Source organism: Vibrio sp. OY15 (assembly GCF_000742455.1).
Classification (GTDB): domain Bacteria; phylum Pseudomonadota; class Gammaproteobacteria; order Enterobacterales; family Vibrionaceae; genus Vibrio; species Vibrio alginolyticus.
In genome coordinates, this window is sequence record NZ_JPIL01000022.1 from 57,817 (window position 1) to 75,384 (window position 17,568).

At 45.0% G+C, this 17,568-nt stretch carries 18 protein-coding genes; 10 read left to right on the forward strand and 8 right to left on the reverse strand.

Translation table 11 applies throughout. The features are described 5' to 3' along the window. The first annotated feature begins 228 nt into the window (after positions 1-228). Both IJ23_RS20495 and IJ23_RS20500 read left to right on the forward strand, forming a co-directional pair. Positions 229-732 (forward strand): DUF2850 domain-containing protein, encoded by a 504-nt coding sequence (locus IJ23_RS20495; RefSeq protein WP_005374408.1) that lies wholly within the window; start codon positions 229-231, stop codon positions 730-732. Between the two features lie 369 nt (positions 733-1,101). Beyond that, a complete protein-coding gene (locus IJ23_RS20500) occupies positions 1,102-3,648 on the forward strand; it encodes a glycosyl hydrolase family 18 protein (RefSeq protein ID WP_033907217.1) in 2,547 nt (848 codons plus the stop codon). A 168-nt stretch (positions 3,649-3,816) separates the two neighbouring features. On the opposite strand, the gene IJ23_RS20505 is transcribed toward IJ23_RS20500, so the two are convergent. Beyond that, entirely contained in the window at positions 3,817-4,674 is an 858-nt protein-coding gene (locus IJ23_RS20505; RefSeq protein ID WP_017633823.1) for an alpha/beta hydrolase, read from the reverse strand. 128 nt (positions 4,675-4,802) lie between these two features. Continuing rightward, a complete protein-coding gene (locus IJ23_RS20510) occupies positions 4,803-5,393 on the reverse strand; it encodes a TetR/AcrR family transcriptional regulator (RefSeq protein ID WP_005374416.1) in 591 nt (196 codons plus the stop codon). Between the two features lie 250 nt (positions 5,394-5,643). On the opposite strand from IJ23_RS20510, the gene IJ23_RS20515 reads away from it, so the two are divergent. Together IJ23_RS20515 and nhaD are read left to right on the forward strand one after the other, a co-directional pair. After that, the gene (locus tag IJ23_RS20515; RefSeq protein WP_033907218.1) at positions 5,644-6,669 is read left to right on the forward strand and encodes an acyltransferase; all 1,026 of its coding nucleotides are present in this window, start codon (positions 5,644-5,646) and stop codon (positions 6,667-6,669) included. A gap of 420 nt (positions 6,670-7,089) precedes the next feature. Next, positions 7,090-8,520: a sodium:proton antiporter NhaD gene (gene nhaD, locus IJ23_RS20525; RefSeq protein ID WP_017633821.1), complete on the forward strand. Its 1,431-nt coding sequence runs from the start codon at positions 7,090-7,092 to the stop codon at positions 8,518-8,520. Positions 8,521-8,557: 37 nt separating this feature from the next. On the opposite strand, the gene IJ23_RS20530 is transcribed toward nhaD, so the two are convergent. Beyond that, complete coding sequence (locus IJ23_RS20530) at positions 8,558-8,953, reverse strand: GFA family protein (protein ID WP_033907219.1); 396 nt, start codon at positions 8,951-8,953, stop codon at positions 8,558-8,560. 201 nt (positions 8,954-9,154) lie between these two features. Between IJ23_RS20530 and IJ23_RS20535 the strand changes: the two genes are divergently transcribed. Further along, positions 9,155-9,763, forward strand: coding sequence for a YitT family protein (locus tag IJ23_RS20535; protein ID WP_033907220.1), 609 nt, complete (start codon positions 9,155-9,157; stop codon positions 9,761-9,763). A 72-nt stretch (positions 9,764-9,835) separates the two neighbouring features. On the opposite strand, the gene IJ23_RS20540 is transcribed toward IJ23_RS20535, so the two are convergent. The 3 genes from IJ23_RS20540 to IJ23_RS20550 all read right to left on the reverse strand — a co-directional run bounded on the left by IJ23_RS20540 (position 9,836) and on the right by IJ23_RS20550 (position 12,601). Beyond that, complete coding sequence (locus IJ23_RS20540) at positions 9,836-10,654, reverse strand: hypothetical protein (protein ID WP_033907221.1); 819 nt, start codon at positions 10,652-10,654, stop codon at positions 9,836-9,838. A gap of 100 nt (positions 10,655-10,754) precedes the next feature. After that, the gene (locus IJ23_RS20545; protein ID WP_005374431.1) at positions 10,755-11,237 is read right to left on the reverse strand and encodes a methylated-DNA--[protein]-cysteine S-methyltransferase; all 483 of its coding nucleotides are present in this window, start codon (positions 11,235-11,237) and stop codon (positions 10,755-10,757) included. Further along, positions 11,234-12,601: an AlkA N-terminal domain-containing protein gene (locus IJ23_RS20550; protein ID WP_033907222.1), complete on the reverse strand. Its 1,368-nt coding sequence runs from the start codon at positions 12,599-12,601 to the stop codon at positions 11,234-11,236. The genes IJ23_RS20545 and IJ23_RS20550 overlap by 4 nt, the downstream gene beginning before the upstream one ends. A 194-nt stretch (positions 12,602-12,795) precedes the next feature. Between IJ23_RS20550 and IJ23_RS20555 the strand changes: the two genes are divergently transcribed. From IJ23_RS20555 to IJ23_RS20565, 3 genes are all read left to right on the forward strand, one after another. Continuing rightward, positions 12,796-12,999, forward strand: coding sequence for a hypothetical protein (locus IJ23_RS20555; RefSeq protein ID WP_017633816.1), 204 nt, complete (start codon positions 12,796-12,798; stop codon positions 12,997-12,999). A gap of 327 nt (positions 13,000-13,326) precedes the next feature. Then, positions 13,327-13,770: a DoxX family protein gene (locus tag IJ23_RS20560; RefSeq protein ID WP_005374434.1), complete on the forward strand. Its 444-nt coding sequence runs from the start codon at positions 13,327-13,329 to the stop codon at positions 13,768-13,770. Between the two features lie 9 nt (positions 13,771-13,779). Further along, positions 13,780-14,475, forward strand: coding sequence for a pirin family protein (locus IJ23_RS20565; protein WP_005383228.1), 696 nt, complete (start codon positions 13,780-13,782; stop codon positions 14,473-14,475). Between the two features lie 81 nt (positions 14,476-14,556). On the opposite strand, the gene IJ23_RS20570 is transcribed toward IJ23_RS20565, so the two are convergent. Next, the gene (locus IJ23_RS20570; RefSeq protein WP_005374436.1) at positions 14,557-15,450 is read right to left on the reverse strand and encodes a LysR family transcriptional regulator; all 894 of its coding nucleotides are present in this window, start codon (positions 15,448-15,450) and stop codon (positions 14,557-14,559) included. Positions 15,451-15,599: 149 nt separating this feature from the next. Between IJ23_RS20570 and IJ23_RS20575 the strand changes: the two genes are divergently transcribed. Next, positions 15,600-15,953 carry a DUF413 domain-containing protein gene (locus tag IJ23_RS20575; RefSeq protein ID WP_005374439.1) on the forward strand — a complete coding sequence of 118 codons (354 nt, stop codon included), beginning with the start codon at positions 15,600-15,602 and terminating at the stop codon, positions 15,951-15,953. Between the two features lie 147 nt (positions 15,954-16,100). On the opposite strand, the gene IJ23_RS20580 is transcribed toward IJ23_RS20575, so the two are convergent. Further along, positions 16,101-16,352, reverse strand: coding sequence for a DUF3081 domain-containing protein (locus IJ23_RS20580; protein WP_005374440.1), 252 nt, complete (start codon positions 16,350-16,352; stop codon positions 16,101-16,103). A gap of 374 nt (positions 16,353-16,726) precedes the next feature. Between IJ23_RS20580 and nagB the strand changes: the two genes are divergently transcribed. After that, complete coding sequence (nagB, locus tag IJ23_RS20585) at positions 16,727-17,527, forward strand: glucosamine-6-phosphate deaminase (RefSeq protein WP_005374441.1); 801 nt, start codon at positions 16,727-16,729, stop codon at positions 17,525-17,527. The last annotated feature ends 41 nt before the right edge of the window (positions 17,528-17,568 follow it).

Genomic DNA, 17,568 nt, shown 5'->3' on the forward strand with positions numbered 1-17,568 from the left:
TGCTACTGAGCGAGAACCTTTTTTCGCGAGGATTAATCAGGCGACCTAAACCGAGCAAGAAAACCTGCGAAGTAATGAATGTGAGCAAACAACAAAACCATCAATAAGATGTGTATCTGAATGTAAAAGTGGACATTAGATCATAGTTTCGTCGTCTCAATGGCGGGATTGTTTGTTTTTAAAAAGGAAGGTTTCCACCATGTTAAAAAAGTGGAGAAAATTAGATCTATGACGGACTCGACTCGCCGAAGGCGAAAAGCACGACAAGAACCAAAACTTTCATTTTTGGCTCGCCACCAATCCAAAATCCTCAAGAGTACATTTGTCTGCTTCGGGATGGGTCTGTTGACGTTTTTTGGCTATCAAATCCACCTTTCCTATCAAGACCACATTGATCCGGAAAAGGTGTACGGCGAATGGATTGAGATTGGCGCGCCACCCTACCAAACAGAACGTCTCGTTTTCACTGAAGATGGGGTATACCGAAACCATCGACTCATTACGACGGAATTTGAATTCGATGGCAAGGTCATCACGTTGAATACCGGATTAGGAAAGACAGCGTATCAGATCTCAGGCTCTCATCTTTCACCTCAAATACGCCGTATTGAACCTCTTATTCCAGATCAGCGATTCATTCGTAAAGGATTTGAGCATACCGTTCAGGGCTCAGAAACCGGCGCAGCCTCTAAACGTCGTGCCGCGTTGAGTGAACACTTCAGCCGTGACTAGTACGTCTTCACGGCTATTTTTCCTTTCAATTCTCTTTCTATATCAATGAAACAAAACCTTAATAAACAACAAAATAAGGCCTTCATCGCATTTAACTAACTCGTTACTGAGTAAACAATAATTTTAGTTTCTGCTGAGATTTTATAAATTATTGACTCAGTCTGACACTTTCTGTGTAACAGAGTGCGAGTTTTAGTTAAGTTCTCTCAAGTGCCTCGAAAACCGTCTTAATTTTTTTTGACGAAAAAAAACTCTCTGAAATGCTGAGTGTGATGCTTTTGCACGTGGAGTAAATCCAATCATCTTATCTGGTGCAAGAGCAGCCTATGTTCTAGGTAGAACATGAATCCAAGGATTGAGAGAGAAGTTATGATTCGATTTAACCTATGTGCAGCTGGAGTTGCTTTAGCGCTATCAGGTGCTGCAGTTGCGGCTCCAACCGCACCAAGTATCGATATGTACGGTTCCAACAACCTTCAGTTTTCTAAAATTGAACTCGCGATGGAAACCACGTCAGGCTACTACGACATGGTGAAATACCATGAGCAAGCGAAGATCACTGTTAAATTTAACCAGTGGAGTGGCACACCTGGTGACACTTACAACGTCTATTTTGATGGTGTAAAAGTAGCAAGCGGCCCTATCACTGGTAGCCAAACAACAGCTTCGTTTGAATACGGCCAAGGTGGCTTATACCAAATGGAAATCGAAGCATGTGATGCGACAGGTTGTGCGAAAAGCGCACCAGCTGAAATCACAATTGCAGATACCGATGGTTCTCACCTGAAGCCACTAACGATGAATGTTGATCCAAACAACAAAACCTACAATACCGATCCAAGCGTCGTGATGGGTACGTATTTTGTTGAATGGGGCATCTATGGCCGTGACTACACAGTCGATAATATGCCGGTCGACAACTTGACTCACATCCTTTACGGTTTTATCCCAATTTGTGGCCCAAATGAGTCTGTGAAGTCTGTTGGCGGCAACAGTTTCAACGCGCTACAAACTGCTTGTACAGGTGTGCCTGATTATGAAGTCGTTATCCATGACCCTTGGGCTGCTTATCAGAAGAGCTTCCCACAAGCTGGTCATGAATACAGCACGCCTATCAAGGGTAACTACGCAATGCTAATGGCATTGAAACAACGTAACCCTGATCTAAAAATCATCCCATCGATCGGTGGTTGGACACTGTCTGACCCATTCTTCGATTTCGTGGACAAGAAAAACCGAGACACATTCGTCGCATCAGTTAAGAAGTTCCTGAAAACTTGGAAATTCTACGATGGTGTTGATATCGACTGGGAATTCCCTGGCGGCGGCGGTGCAGCAGCCGATAAGGGCGACCCTGTAAACGATGGCCCAGCATACATCGCACTGATGCGTGAACTGCGCGTAATGCTTGATGAATTAGAAGCTGAGACAGGCCGTACTTACGAGCTAACGTCCGCTATCGGTGTCGGTTACGACAAGATTGAAGACGTAGACTACGCAGATGCGGTTCAGTACATGGATTACATCTTCGCAATGACTTACGACTTCTACGGCGGCTGGAACAACGTTCCTGGTCACCAGACTGCGCTTTACTGTGGTTCATTCATGCGTCCTGGTCAGTGTGACGGTAGTGGCGTTGATGAGAACGGCGAACCGTACAAAGGTCCTGCTTACACAGCAGATAACGGCATCCAACTTCTTCTTGCTCAAGGCGTTCCTGCGAACAAGCTAGTACTTGGTACAGCAATGTACGGTCGTGGCTGGGAAGGCGTAACTCCAGATACACTCACAGATCCAAACGACCCAATGACAGGTACTGCTACAGGTAAACTGAAGGGCAGCACAGCACAAGGTGTTTGGGAAGATGGCGTAATTGACTACAAAGGCATTAAGTCATTCATGTTAGGTGCAAACAACACTGGCATTAACGGCTTCGAATACGGCTACGATGCACAAGCAGAAGCACCATGGGTATGGAACCGTACTACGGGCGAGTTGATCACATTTGATGACCACCGTTCAGTGCTAGCAAAAGGTAGCTACGCGAAGTCTCTTGGTCTTGCTGGTCTATTCTCTTGGGAAATTGACGCGGATAACGGCGACATTTTAAACGCGATGCACGAAGGTATGGCTGGTGGTGTGGTACCTCAACCAAACCGTAAACCAACCGCAGCCGCTGGCGCAGATCAATCGGTAACAGGTCCTGCAAGTGTGGTTCTAGATGGCAGCCTGTCAAACGACTCTGACGGCACCATCGCAAGCTACGCTTGGGAACAAGTATCTGGCACGGCAGTGGTACTAACAGGTGCAAACTCAGCGAAAGCAAGCTTTGATGCAGCAGAAGTTACTGTTGAAGAGCAATTAACTTTCAAGCTGACGGTGTCTGACAATGAAGGTGCAACGGCATCTGACCTTGTTGTAGTAACTGTGAAGCCAGCAGGTGTGGTTGACCCAGTGAACAACGCGCCAGTAGCGCAAGTTGTTGCTCCAGCAACAGCAAACGCTGGTGACGTTGTGGTTGTAGATGCATCTGCGTCTAGCGATGCAGACAACGATACCCTGACATTCAACTGGACTCTACCTCAAGGTCTGAATGCAACGGTTGAAGGCTCTAAAGTCACGTTCACTGCTGCGGAATACCCGCAAGACACAAGCTTAAGCTTCACTGTAAGTGTGAGCGACGGTAAAGCGTCTTCATCGGCAAGCGCGACAGTGGTTGTTGCACAGCACGCAACCGATCCGAACCCTGGTACTTGTGACAACGCATGGGATGCGAGCGCAGTGTACACAGGTGGTAACCAAGTGACTCACGCAGGTAAAACGTGGGAAGCGAAATGGTGGACTCAGGGTGACGATCCTAGCCAATCTGGCGAATGGGGCGTTTGGAAAGAAGTTGGCGTAGCTAACTGTAACTAATTTCAGCCTTGCAGACTTTCTGCTAAATAAACAAAGGACAGCTTCGGCTGTCCTTTTTGGATTTAACCTCTTAACGAGAAGAGCAACACCAGAGACGAAAAAATCTGAGGTGTTACTTTCAAATCGAATTAGCGCAAAACGGAGCGAGTCAATCAGTAAAAGTAAGGGTTACCAAGCACTATCGAGCAAACGGTCAAAACTACTGAAGACTTGCTCACACTTCATCACTCGACCATGCCCCTGACCTTGTGTTGTCACTAACTCAACGTTTTTAATCTCTTCAGCCGCTTTTGCCGAGACACTGTATTTGGTGAACTTGTCTTGCTCATCATGAATAATAATGGTGTGAGACGGACGCTCAGACAAACGCTTCATCGGATCAATGGACTGTAACGGATAACCAAATTGGTCTTCAACTTCTGAAACCACAGCATTAAAAAGCTTCATCGAGTAACCGGAACGTGCAATGCTACCGAATAAGTTCTCTACGTAATTTAATACCGGAGCAATAAGCAGCAAAGGCTTGTTTTCTAATTTACTGTGCCTACACTCAAGAGCAGAAGCGGTGCCCATGCTGTGCCCAACTAGGCCAACAATATCCTCGACCGTATCCAACACATCTTCTAATCCTCTGACAAACCCCGGAATGTGCCCATACTGCCCCTCACTCTCACCATGTGCCGGATGATCGTACGCCAAAGCAGTAAACCCTTTCGACGCAATATGTTCCATCAGTGGATAAAACTGACTTGCCGTTCCAGACCAACCATGAGTTAGCACCCAAATAGGTCCAGAGCCCAAAGTATAGGTTTTGATGATGCCTGCATGCCCTTTAATTTCACCTTTGATAAGCCCTTGAGGTTCAATATTTTTAGGTTGCGTACGAGCAGGTGTCAGAAGAAGCTTGCGCGCGGTCTTCTTTGCATGTGACGGGGCCAGTGTATGGTGTAACCGAGTACTAATGTTCACCAAACTGCGCTTAATACTGAAACGTTGCGATGTATTAAAGTAAATTTTTTCACTCATAATCATGTCCTTAACTATCAGCTTTGCACAAAATAGAACGGTCGTGCTTTTTATACTGATAAGAAAGAGCGAAGTCAGCCGCTCTTTGTGATTTTATGTCTACGAATCTGGGAAGCGAATAACCGATATTAGCCTTTCCAGCGAGAAAATAAGTTGTCGATCCCTTGCCAAAACAGACGCAAGCTTTCTTGCTCACCTTTAATTGAGTAAAAAACATGCGCACTCAAATAGAGACCGTACAAATCAAACGTTGCTTGGCGTGTATCTAAGTCTGCTGCAAATTCTTGCTTCTCTTTGCCTTTCGCTATTTGGATCTCCAAATAACTCAGCCAAGTGTCTATGGATTTACGCAGTCCGGCCTGAAGCGGGCAATCTTTATCTGCCGTATCATTCCAAGCGTCAAGAAACATACAACTTCCTTGGAATGCGTGATTCCAAGTCATCCAAGAGTCGAGCAACCCTCGAATTTTACGCTCGATATTGCCATCCCCGAGTTCTCGAGCAGGCTCAATAACCCGATCAGCGAACACTTTATTGGCGTGATCAAGCACCGATAGCTGTAAATTCAACTTCGAATTAAAGTGGGCAAACAGACCACTTTTCGACATACCGCATTGCTTGGCTAACTCTCCAATCGTAAGACTTTCTAATCCGTCTTCGCTGGCGATCTCGAAAGCCCGCTGCAGAATAAACTCTTTTGTCACTTTTCCTTTTTGCATAGTCTTATTTTTAGCACGATCGTTCTTTTTTGCAATCTCGAGTTAACTGGTCTAACCATTATTCAGTGCTATTTTCGACTCACGAATCAGGTATTGATTGCGTTAATAGGTTAATAATTAAGAAGTTTGAAGTAAGTCTTAATTTTCAAAACAGCTTCAATGTAAGCGCAAGTCTGTTGACTTTTTCACGTATTACTTCAGTAACAACCTGCTATTTTCACCTAAGTTTTTTATTTAGGTAAACAATGTAATGGCAAAGAAACAAAAAATAGCCAGCTTAGAGTTTGCACGTATCATTGCAATGCTTGCGATTGTGGGTTTGCATTGCCAGATGGCACTGACGTACTGGCAGTGGGATGGGATACCATGGGTTGGCTATATGCTCAACCAACTGGCTCGTTTTGCTGTTCCGCTATTCTTTCTCATCTCGGGTTATCTAATCCAGCCGAAGTTGAGTCATTCACCTATCGATACTCTTAAGAACTACGCCAAACCGTTAATGAAGGTTTGGCTCATTTGGAGCATGATCAGTTTACTGATGCCATTCCAATGGCAGACGGTCGCTGAGGCTGGGTATCTCGCCGAAAGGCAAGGTTATTGGGGGTACTTAATGTCAACCCCGATCAATTCACTCATCGAAGGCGGACTCGTTCATCTGTGGTTTATTCCGGCTCTGGTCATTGCCGTAGCGTTAATTGCCTTTCTCGTGCATATCAATATGGTGCAACTGATACTGCCAACCGCAGTATTGCTATACATATACGGGGTCTTTGCTGGCAGTTACGCGACCATTACCGACCTGCCAGCGCCTTTCTTTACTCGTAACGGGCCTTTTTTCAGCACGTTGCTAGTTGCTCTAGGTTATTCCGCACGAGAAGCGCAGTGGCGGTGGTCGCGAAACAATACGGTTCGATGCATTATTCTTGGCATGGCACTGCATTTTGGTGAAGCTTACTGGCTGATGCAACATGACATCGCTTTCAACTCGCACGACTTCCTATTCGGTACCGTTATCTGGGCTGTAGGTGTCTTTATGTGGCTTTTGGCTCACCCTCATTTTGGCGACATGCCTTGGGTCTTCAAACTATCTCCTAGCGTGTTAGGGATATATGTTAGCCATCTGCTTATCATAATTGTCATGATGAATGTCGCTGGATTTATCGGGCTGCAACACCTCGCGAAAGATGTGTTTATTTATCCTGCAACGATTGTTGCAACCATACTGCTTGTGAAAGCAATTGACACTTCACCGTTGAAAAAATGGCTCCTACGCTAAATGCATTCAGCTCTAGATATAGCTAGCTTTAACTCAAAAGGGTTAGAGCTAGCCAGTTAAAAATGAGATTTCTCTCTCACTGACCAATTTTTGACTTTCTAATCCTTCAGAATTTGCTTTCACTCACAAAAAACATTGTTCATTTCCTTTAAATTGGCTCGACTATTACAACATTGCTCATTAAACGGAGGCTGTATGTGGGCAGGTCAAGGACTCGTTCCTTTTTTAGAGATTAGTCACTGGTTAACTTACGGTTTATATGCCGCTGCGGTTTTATTCGGCGCAGCAAGCATTGCGTCACTCAGAAAATAGTGGCGCACACTATCATTTCCTAACTCCTACTGTTAATTCGAGCTCTCTCACAACTAACTCATTCATTTGTGGCTAATATTTCTCCAACCAGACAAAGGAGAAATGTCTATGCCAATCTATCCAATTGTGGCTTTCTGCTGTTTGTTGTTCTCTAGCGCCACCTTTGCTGCATCAACCAATGAACTGAATCTTGTTAATTCTGGTGTCGGTTACGCGGCTCTGATTATCTTTTCGATCGCTTACATACTGGTTATGTTGGAAGAGTATCTGAAAATGAGAAAATCCAAGCCAGTGCTGCTCGCTGCAGGATTAATTTGGATTCTGATTGGCTACACCTTTGCTCAACACAACCAGCCTGAAATCGCCAAATCCGCACTAGAACACAACTTGTTGGAATATGCCGAGTTGCTGCTGTTTTTGCTCGTGGCGATGACTTACATCAACGCAATGGAAGAACGCAAACTCTTCGATGCCTTACAGGCGTGGATGGTTGGTAAAGGTTTTGGATTCAAAAAGTTGTTCTGGCTGACGGGGTTTCTCGCTTTTGTCATTTCACCGATTGCCGATAACTTAACTACGGCCCTTTTGATGTGCGCTGTAGTGATGAAAGTCTCTGGTGATAATCCTAAGTTCGTCAATCTTGCTTGTATCAACATTGTTATCGCAGCCAACGCTGGCGGTGCATTCAGCCCATTTGGTGATATTACAACCCTGATGGTGTGGCAGGCCGGTCATGTCAGCTTTGCTGAGTTCATTCCGTTGTTTGTACCGTCATTGGTGAACTACTTGGTTCCCGCATTTTTGATGTCACTTTTTGTTCCAAACACAAAACCGAATACGATTCACCAACACGTTGAGCTAAAACGCGGGGCAAGGCGTATTGTCGCGTTGTTCATTCTGACGATTGCCACCGCAGTCTCTTTCCACGCCTTGCTGCACTTCCCACCCGTTATGGGCATGATGATGGGCTTGGCCTACTTACAGTTTTTCGGATATTTTTTGCGTCAAACTCTTAAACACTCACTCGCAAAAAAAGCAGCTATGGCAATTGCCAATGGCGATGATCAGGCATTGAAGCGCTTAGGCTCAGTGGTTCCGTTTGATGTGTTTCATCGTGTGTCTCGAGCCGAATGGGACACCTTGTTGTTCTTCTACGGTGTTGTGATGTGTGTAGGCGGTTTAAGTTTACTTGGCTACCTCGAACTGGTTTCAAACGTCATGTACACGCAATGGAACCCAGTCTGGGCAAACGTAATGGTTGGTGTCCTATCTGCAATTGTCGATAACATTCCGGTTATGTTTGCTGTACTGACCATGGAACCAAGCATGTCGATGGGCAACTGGCTACTCGTCACATTAACCGCAGGTGTCGGGGGCAGTTTGCTTTCCATTGGCTCCGCGGCAGGCGTCGCTTTAATGGGAGCCGCGCGTGGACAATACACCTTCTTTGGCCACCTAAAGTGGGCTCCCGTCATCGCCTTGGGTTATGCCGCCAGTATTGCGGTACACTTGTGGATGAATAGCGGTTTATTTACTTAAAAACACCTAGAATTAGTCACTTAACTTGCAATGTAACCTAACGGTCGGATGGATGGTTAACGCCATCCATCACTTCAATCGCTCCCAACTCATATGGGTTGACGCCCTCTAAGCAGCCGACATTATAGCCATACTCACTCGGGTCAGAACGACGCTGATGGTGCGTATAAATACCGCACTCGCCACAGAAAAAGTGCTTCGCAGTGTGTGTATTAAATTGATACTGCTTCAAGACTTCTTCGCCTTGCACAATACGAATACCGTTCAAAGGTACAGACGCGACAATCGCGCCACGACGTCGACACATAGAACAGTCACACCGTCTCGGCTTCTCAATACCATTGGGTAACGCCAGTTCCAGCTCAACTTTTCCACAGTGACAACTCAGTCGATGTAATGTGCTGATTTGGGTGTTGCCAACTTTCTTAATCATAACTTTTCCTTGTTGTTTTTCTATCTGTGTACATTATGTTAAACAGGTTAATATCATCATAATCTCGTCCAAAAACTCGACATCCATCACTTTTCGCGACATTTTATTGGCCGATTTGTTAGTTGCTATTTTGGCGATTGTCTATCGCGTCCGTGAGACGTGTTATCTCCGGCGCGGTTTTTAAACCAAGGAAATTAATTTATGGACAAAGATCATAGCCTAAGAGAGAACCTCTTGGCTCTGACGCTCGGCAGTGCGTTGGTGTCACTTGGGGTGATATTTTTTAGCAAAGTAGGATTGCTCACTGGCGGTACGGCTGGTTTGGCGATCTTCCTAACCAAAGTGAGTGACTTCAGTTTTGGTCAGATATTTTTCGCTCTTAACCTCCCTTTTTATATTTTATCTGTGATGCGCATGGGTTGGCGCTTCACTATCAATACCTTTATTGCGGTTTCGATTGTCTCTTTTGCGGTCGATCATCTGCATCATGTGATTGAGATTTCACGAATCGAACCTTTCTATGCGGCACTTTTGGGTGGTGGGCTGATTGGAATCGGTATGTTGGTAATTTTCCGTCACAAAATGAGTTTGGGTGGCTTTAACATTCTAGCGTTGTACCTTCAGGAACGTTTTGGAGTTCGAGCGGGTAAAGTTCAAATGGCGTTAGATTGTGCCATCGTGGTGATGTCACTGTTGATTGTAGATGTGCACCTTATCGCTCTATCTGTTCTAGGTGCCATCGCTACGAACTTGATTTTGGCGATGAACCATAAACCAGGACGATACCAAGCAAAAGCGCAAGCAGCATAATCATCGCTGCATAGTCAACAACCCTAAAGCCCCCAGCCAGTCGCTCGGGGCTTTTTTCATTCAACGCTAAGATCACGTCAACGAACTCGTTTTGCAGTGCTGCTGCATCTCTTCATCCAATTTAGCTTTATATTTCTGACTAAGATGGAAGTGTACTTGCATCAACAAGTCATGTGCGTGGAACAGCTCAAACGCGTCGCTACCATTTTGCTGACAAATAACCTCACAGCGCTCAGCATGCACTTTGGCTTCTTGCGGTTTATCTGCTTTAAGCAAGCTCATCGCTAAGCGATACTCTGCGCGCTCTTCTTGCATCCAACCCCCTGCCACTTTCCAATAGTCTAGCGCGAGTGTCGCTGCTTCTAGCATCTTCGATTTTTCCATGCACGTGCGCTCAGCCAGCGCTTCGTACTGACATGCTAAGTTGTTCGCAGTGATCGCGATAGCGCGCGCTAATGGCCCTTCTGCATCGTTCGGCGTCATTCCTAACGCTGCCTTCACCAACCATTGACTCGCCAGTTCAAGCTGAACAAGTGCAGAAAGTTCATTCGAAATCAAAGCGTAAACTCGGCGTTGTTCTTGCTCTTCCAATAATTCCATATTGTCAGTGCCATCTACGAAATAGCGCGCAACGGCAATACTGCGTTGAAATGCCAAACTCTCGGCAACCTTGCGTTCATCAAAGTGCTCTAAACAAGTAAGAAACTGTTCTGGGCACTGGAGATGCCCAATAGCGGTATGCAGCATCAATGCGAATATTCGCTCGATTTGGGTAACGTCTTCCACCTCGCTCAGAGCCGTTTCTAGCTTAGCATAAACTTGTTCGGGATTTTCCTCGTGATGCTGCCAACACTCACTCATGAAGGCATCAAAATCCGTTTTGAAAGGCATGTCCTTATTGTCCTTCTTCTATTCGTATAACGATTATGAAACTCTACACTATCGTTACCCCTGTGTAGCACGCTTAATCCCAATACGAGAATCGCCTCACTTAAAGCGGTGTACCTTGCTCCAGCGCGAGCAAACGTTGCTTGCGCTCCACTCCACCTGCATACCCAGTCAGTTTTCCGCTTTTGCCAATAACGCGATGACAAGGTACCACGATAGAAATCGGATTCTTCCCGTTTGCTAACCCAACAGCACGCACAGCTTTAGGGTTACCTATCGCATTCGCGAGATCTTGATAGCTCCACGTTTCCCCATATGGAATGGTCGTTAGTGCCTGCCAAACTTGATTTTGAAAATCAGTGCCTGTCGCTGCAAGGGGCAAGTCGAATTCGTTGCGCAGACCAGCAAAGTATTCATCCAGTTGGGTGACAGCTTGGCGCAAGACCGGATGCTGCTCGTCTCGCACCCCCAGCTCACTCGGCTTAGTGGTGCATGTTTCAAACCAAATGCCAAGTAAGCCCTCAGCGTTCGATTGGATAGTCACCGTTCCTAGTGGACTCGGCATTTCGGTATAAAATGTTTTCATGATTGATTCCATAAGTGAAACGTCGCGTAGCTTCCCCAAGGGGTCGCAGTGTGCGTATTCAGTGATGGGTAACGCTGCATCGCCTTTTTCACCACTAAGTCTTTATCTAGAAAGCAATCGGGTTGAGATTGCCCTCGCAGTTGAGCATAACTGACGGTCCAAGGTCCAATGCCTTTCAAAGCTAGCCACTGCTGGGGGTCAGCTTCTGAGTTGTCCTGCATAAACTGGGCGAAGCGCACTAGCGTCTCTTTACGGCTTTGCGGCATGCGCAAAAAGCTCACGTCGGCGTTCGCAATATCACAGGGAGTCGGGAAAAAACGTTTTTCTGACTCACCACTAAGTGTGGCCACCAATAAGTTAAGTTGACCAATCGCAGCTTTAACCGACACTTGCTGGCCTAAAATAGCTCTAACCCCTGCTTCCCATGCATTCCATACACCTGGAATACGAATACCTTTACTCGACACGAGCCCAGGCGCGACATACTCCAAATGCTGCTCAACAGTACAAATATCAGCGTCAAGATCGAACATACGACGAATGTCAGACACCAAGTTTTGCAGCTTCGTTACGTCTTCAATTTCAAACGCCAGTTCTAAGTATCCTTCACCTTTTGTCGCTTTAAACCAGGCTTTGCTGTTATCCAAAAAAACGTTGCGCTGATAACTCTCATCCCTCACCAGCTCAACCCCCTCAACCGCTCGCAAACGATAGAAGTCCAACATGTGCGACCAATTCAACTCACCTCGATAAGGTAAGGCAATTCGATTGCAACCCGCACCATCAAACTCTTTACGGCGTACTTGAGAAGGCGTTAGTTTGAGAAACTTTTGAAAAGCATCGTTAAAGCGGCGCGTACTGTTAAAACCTGACGCAAACCCCACGTCGGTGACCGACATAGAGCTGGAGTGAAGCAACTGTTTGGCGAACATTAGTTGCTGATATTGCGCATACTGCTTGGGTGACATTCCTAGATACTGCTCAAATAACATACGTAAGTAACGGTCAGAAATCCCAACACGCTCAGCCAACTCAGACACCGAATGGTGATGCAACTCCCCTCTATCAATTAACGAAATCGCTCGTTGAAAGGTCGTCTCGACACCTTTCCATGCCCAAGATCCAGGAGCGCTATCAGGTCGACAGCGTAAACACGGACGGTACCCTGCTTGAAGGGCTTGCGTCTTATCAGCGAAATACTCAACATTTTCTTCTTTAGGCAAATTTGCCGGGCAAATCGGACGACAAAAGATTCCCGTTGTTTTTACCGCCACATAAAATCGCCCATCAAAACGACTGTCTCGCGCGACTCGCGCCTTGTGACACTGCTCAAAGGTCAGTGAGGTATGGGGGTGAATAAACATAGTGCTTTCCTTGCTCATGCCTTTTGTCATTTATTGTTCATAGGCATCGTTCAATATAGTGTTATTGTAGCTTGCTTAAGCGCCCATAATTAGCCATTTTCGGAACTCAATATTGAGATTTATTGGCATTAGCGCTTTTGTACACTAAAGTTAGATCCAGAACATCACAACAACGTCGGCTAAAGGGAATTGGCATGGACTTACATACTTGCGTAATTGTATTAAGAAACCAAAAGGTTATTACCAGTAAATCCGTAGATCATTCTATTGGAATTATCGAACGAGACTCAGATAACGAGATCTCAGAAATTCAGATTAATGCGACGGATGGACGTAATATTCGAACTTATCACTACAACAATGTAGAGGAGTCATTAGAGAGCTTAATGAACCTCTGACGGTTTTCTTTAACACACCTTTCTCCCTTGTTAAAAGCGAAAGCAATAGAGCACAGTACATGTGCTCTTTTTTTTTGTTTAACAGCAAAAATGTTTATCGAAAATAATGACAGACCTTGATTTAAAACAGACAATAATCGGCAAATAAACACCCGAATGTAAAAACCAAGAAATTGATTTAAATAAATAAAAACCAATCATTCAATTTTTTAGAACGAGTTTATCAAAATCCTCCCGTTATTTTTATGTTCGCCTCTACCTAAACTGTTCTCAACAGCACGGGAGCACACGCTTCCCACTCATTGAAAAGAGTCAGAGGACAGAATCATGAAAGCACTATTACAGAAAATTACCACATCAAACGCAGGTTACAGCGCACTATCACTTCGCGTTCCAATCGGCATTATCTTTATGGCGCACGGCGCACAAAAACTATTTGGCTGGTTTGGTGGCTACGGCCTAGAAGGCACAGGTCAGTGGATGGCATCTATCGGTTTAGGTCCTGGCGTACTCATGGCGTTACTTGCGGGCAGCGCAGAGTTCTTTGGCGGCTTGTTCATTTTACTTGGTCTGCTAACTCGACCAGCAGCGGTTGCTTTGGCGTTCACGATGGTGGTAGCGATATTCTCTGTCCACTTTGAGAATGGCCTGTTCATGGCAAACAACGGTTACGAGTTTGGCTTGGCATTACTGGCAGCGAGCGTTTCTCTGGCGTTCTCTGGCGCAGGTAAAGCAGCGTTAGATAACTTTTTAAACAAAAAGCTCTCTTAAGGAGGCCTTATGATTACGGTAAGACATGCAGCAGACCGAGGTCGAGCAAACTTTGGCTGGCTTGATAGCAAACATACGTTTTCTTTTGGTAGCTACTACGATCCTCAACATATGGGCTTTTCCGAGCTGAGAGTCATTAATGACGATGTAGTCAAGCCTGGCGCGGGTTTTGATACACATGGCCACCGTGATATGGAGATCATCAGCTATGTGTTGGAAGGTGTTATCGCACACAAAGACAGTGAAGGTAACGTCAAAACACTACCTGCAGGTGAATTCCAACTCATGTCGGCAGGGAAAGGGATTTACCACAGTGAGTACAATGCATCGAACCAAGATACGCTGCGGTTTCTACAGATTTGGATTCAACCGAACACATTTGGAACCAAACCAGGTTATCAGCAAAAAGATTTTGGTCGCAATCCTGGGTTAACGACTATAGCAACTCCAACTGGAGAAAACGGCACGCTACTTATTAAGCAAGATGCGACTTTGCATCAGTTAATTCTTGAGCCAAGTAGCGAACTAAACTTTGAGATTGAGTCGGGCCGAAATCTATTCATCCATCAAGTGACTGGGAGCCTTAGTGTCGACAATACCACTTTGACGGCTGGCGACGGCGCGAAGATTGAACACCAGAGTAAGGTTGTTTTGCGCAATACATCAAACGAAAGCACAACAGCCCTGTTGTTTGACTTACCATAACTATCGATTCATCGAGATAAAAACAAAGCCGCCTTGATTTCTCAAGGCGGCTTTTTCGTTTTTCTGACTTTTCATTCAACGCTATTCGTCGGAAGTGCCAGAACCAATTTGCTGAAAACTGTAAGCGGTCAGTGGATCGATCTCTTTGACAATTTCTTCCACTTGCTTAATCGCGTCTACAGACGAGCTAGCTTTACGATAGCTCAAATAGATAGGGCGACACCAATCTTCTACTCCAGACACCTTGTGAAGCTGCCCATTAGCGATAAATGGCTCCACGAGAGAGATTGGTAAGTACGCGGCTCCACCCTTCTCTAAAATAAAGTCCAATGCGATACGCGCTGTTGAAGTGCGTAAATATGGAGCCGGAATCTTAGGGTGACGCTCAGAATGCTCTGAGGAGAAACGCGTCCCCCAGTCAACGTACACATATTTGTTTTCGAAAACGGTGTCTAAAGAATCTTTCTCAGTTGATACCAGAACGAGAACAACATCCGCCACTTTTTTACAGTTAAGCTCATCAGCTTTGATCTGATCGAACGCAAATGCCATATCTAACGTGCGCTCTAGCAAGCTACGACTGAGCATCTCACGTCCCATCACTTCTGCCATGAAGCCATAACCACCAAACGAATCTGTGACGACACTTAAACAATTCTGTAAATAAGCGTCCCAAATGTTTGGCGTGCCACCTAACGTTAGTTGCAGCGCTTTGCCATCTTCAAGCGATAATTCTAGCTTCGCTTGTTGCAATGTAGTGACCATTACCTCGGCATAGCTGATTAAGCGCTCACCTGCAGAGGTCAACTTTATGTTATTTCGATCACGAATAAACAATTGCGTATCGAAGTAACTTTCCAATTGTTTGATACGTGCGCTCACAGCGGCTTGGGTAATATAAAGGTTCTCAGCAGCACGTCCGAAGTGACGAACTCTTGCCAGCTCTAAAAATGTTCGAAAGACTTTTACATCCATAAACCATCTCCTGGTTAATATAAAACCAGATTAACAACTAATTAAAATCATGACGACAAAAAAGTTTTGTTTTTCTTTTGTTAGATTTAAGCCTAATTTTCGCCGTAAGTTCACTACATTCATCAATAACGGTTACAGAGGCTGTTGACATGTCTGACACTGAATTCCGTCATGGCAAAAAACGTTTTTACGATAACGTAAAATTCCCACGCGGCTTTGCAAAGTCTGGCGATTTTACTCTTTCAGAAGAGGAAATCCTAACAATTTATGGGGATACAATGCTTGGCTTAGAGTCAGGCGAATTAACACCTGAAAACAGCGAAGAGAAACACTTCATCAAGGTGTTAGAAAACCCGGGCAAAGCAAAAACAAAACTTGAGCGTACGTGGCTAAAGTACACCCAACTTGCTCGTGGTCGCAAGCGCTTCCATACGCTAAATGGTCGTAACAAGCCTGACGCCACAGAAGAATACATTGAAGAGAGTTTGGTTGAAGACGATTAATAACCAATAACCTAGTTCTCGCCTTTTTCTAGCAGTAGGCGAAAGCTCGTTTGACTTTACTGAGCGAGCAAGACAAGCTCATTTCTTCTCCTAAAGCCCAAGGGGGCATTCTCCCAAGGGCTTTTTTAATATTTGGGTGATGACCGTTTACTTGGCGAGCGTCGCAATCTTTTTCAGAAAGCTCTCTTTCAAATGCTCTTGGTCATATTCCAAGTGATAGGTGTTGTGGAAGCCAATTTTTAGCTCAACACCATTCCCTCTCAAGAAAACGTTGTACCCATCGTAGTCAGAAAACGCTTCTACACCTTCATACATTTTACCAAATTCGGTTGGCGTACCGTTGTTCATCACACATTCGTAAGCCTGTAGTACTTTGCTCGGATCTAACTCATTTTTCATACCGAATTCCTCACTGGTTTACACATTTCAATTATGGTTAAAGAATGAGCGCCATGCCATATCTAACCCATAATATTTGAAGTTCGTGTGCGATTTCGCACTCTGTAGGTTGTTAAAAAACAAGGTTAAGTGCGAAGGCAGAACTTAATTTAGATCATAAATTTTATCTATTGATTCGTCAGTTTCATAATGCAATTTCTTTGTAAAAAATCGTCTTATAAAAGCATTTAGATATAAAAATCGTCGACAAAACCAACATTGGTTAAAGAAAAAGCAAAATTTTGACCTAAAACAATAGCAGTTCGCCATTACTTATTTTATAATGCGAATTAATGTTTCAGTACATCGTCAATTCCAATAACTAGGGGCACAAAATGAGACTTATCCCGTTAACTCGAGCAGCACAAGTAGGTAAGTGGGCAGCTGCGCATATCGCTAAGCGTATCAACGACTTTAAACCTACCGCTGAGCGTCCATTCGTTCTGGGTCTACCAACTGGTGGCACTCCTCTAGCAACCTACAAAGCCCTAATCGAGCTTTACCAAGCCGGCGAAGTCAGCTTCAAAAACGTCGTGACTTTTAACATGGATGAGTACATTGGCATCCCTGCGGATCACCCAGAATCTTACCGCTCGTTCATGTACAACAACTTCTTTAATCACATTGATATTCAAGAAGAAAATATCAACCTACTGAACGGTAACACAGACGATCACGACGCAGAATGTAAGCGTTACGAAGACAAAATTAAGTCTTACGGCAAGATCAACCTGTTCATGGGCGGCGTGGGTAACGACGGTCACATCGCGTTCAACGAGCCAGCGTCATCTCTTTCTTCTCGTACTCGCATCAAGACCCTCACTGAAGACACTCGCATTGCGAACTCTCGCTTCTTTGACGGCGATATCAACCAAGTGCCTAAATACGCGCTGACTATCGGTGTTGGTACGCTTCTAGACTCAGAAGAAGTGATGATCTTGGTCACTGGCCATAACAAAGCTCAGGCACTTGAAGCAGCCGTGGAAGGTTGTGTAAACCACCTATGGACAGTTTCTGCTCTTCAACTTCACCCTAAAGCGGTGATCGTATGCGACGAACCAGCTCAACAAGAACTGAAAGTGAAGACAGTGAAGTACTTCTCTGAGCTAGAAGCAGAAAACATCAAAGGCTTTTAACCCATAGGATGGCAGCCTAGAAACACACTAAAAATACAAAA

What these genes read in the sequence shown, in the direction of transcription:
- IJ23_RS20550 (WP_033907222.1), bottom strand. Translation starts at nt 12,601, where the DNA reads ATGTTTATTCACCCCCATACCTCACTGACCTTTGAGCAGTGTCACAAG.
- IJ23_RS20565 (WP_005383228.1), top strand. Translation starts at nt 13,780, where the DNA reads ATGATTACGGTAAGACATGCAGCAGACCGAGGTCGAGCAAACTTTGGC.
- IJ23_RS20535 (WP_033907220.1), top strand. Translation starts at nt 9,155, where the DNA reads ATGGACAAAGATCATAGCCTAAGAGAGAACCTCTTGGCTCTGACGCTC.
- IJ23_RS20580 (WP_005374440.1), bottom strand. Translation starts at nt 16,352, where the DNA reads ATGAAAAATGAGTTAGATCCGAGCAAAGTACTACAGGCTTACGAATGT.
- IJ23_RS20500 (WP_033907217.1), top strand. Translation starts at nt 1,102, where the DNA reads ATGATTCGATTTAACCTATGTGCAGCTGGAGTTGCTTTAGCGCTATCA.
- IJ23_RS20555 (WP_017633816.1), top strand. Translation starts at nt 12,796, where the DNA reads ATGGACTTACATACTTGCGTAATTGTATTAAGAAACCAAAAGGTTATT.
- nhaD (WP_017633821.1), top strand. Translation starts at nt 7,090, where the DNA reads ATGCCAATCTATCCAATTGTGGCTTTCTGCTGTTTGTTGTTCTCTAGC.
- IJ23_RS20495 (WP_005374408.1), top strand. Translation starts at nt 229, where the DNA reads ATGACGGACTCGACTCGCCGAAGGCGAAAAGCACGACAAGAACCAAAA.
- IJ23_RS20545 (WP_005374431.1), bottom strand. Translation starts at nt 11,237, where the DNA reads ATGAAAACATTTTATACCGAAATGCCGAGTCCACTAGGAACGGTGACT.
- IJ23_RS20505 (WP_017633823.1), bottom strand. Translation starts at nt 4,674, where the DNA reads ATGAGTGAAAAAATTTACTTTAATACATCGCAACGTTTCAGTATTAAG.
- IJ23_RS20515 (WP_033907218.1), top strand. Translation starts at nt 5,644, where the DNA reads ATGGCAAAGAAACAAAAAATAGCCAGCTTAGAGTTTGCACGTATCATT.
- IJ23_RS20560 (WP_005374434.1), top strand. Translation starts at nt 13,327, where the DNA reads ATGAAAGCACTATTACAGAAAATTACCACATCAAACGCAGGTTACAGC.
- IJ23_RS20575 (WP_005374439.1), top strand. Translation starts at nt 15,600, where the DNA reads ATGTCTGACACTGAATTCCGTCATGGCAAAAAACGTTTTTACGATAAC.
- IJ23_RS20540 (WP_033907221.1), bottom strand. Translation starts at nt 10,654, where the DNA reads ATGCCTTTCAAAACGGATTTTGATGCCTTCATGAGTGAGTGTTGGCAG.
- IJ23_RS20570 (WP_005374436.1), bottom strand. Translation starts at nt 15,450, where the DNA reads ATGGATGTAAAAGTCTTTCGAACATTTTTAGAGCTGGCAAGAGTTCGT.
- IJ23_RS20510 (WP_005374416.1), bottom strand. Translation starts at nt 5,393, where the DNA reads ATGCAAAAAGGAAAAGTGACAAAAGAGTTTATTCTGCAGCGGGCTTTC.
- IJ23_RS20530 (WP_033907219.1), bottom strand. Translation starts at nt 8,953, where the DNA reads ATGATTAAGAAAGTTGGCAACACCCAAATCAGCACATTACATCGACTG.
- nagB (WP_005374441.1), top strand. Translation starts at nt 16,727, where the DNA reads ATGAGACTTATCCCGTTAACTCGAGCAGCACAAGTAGGTAAGTGGGCA.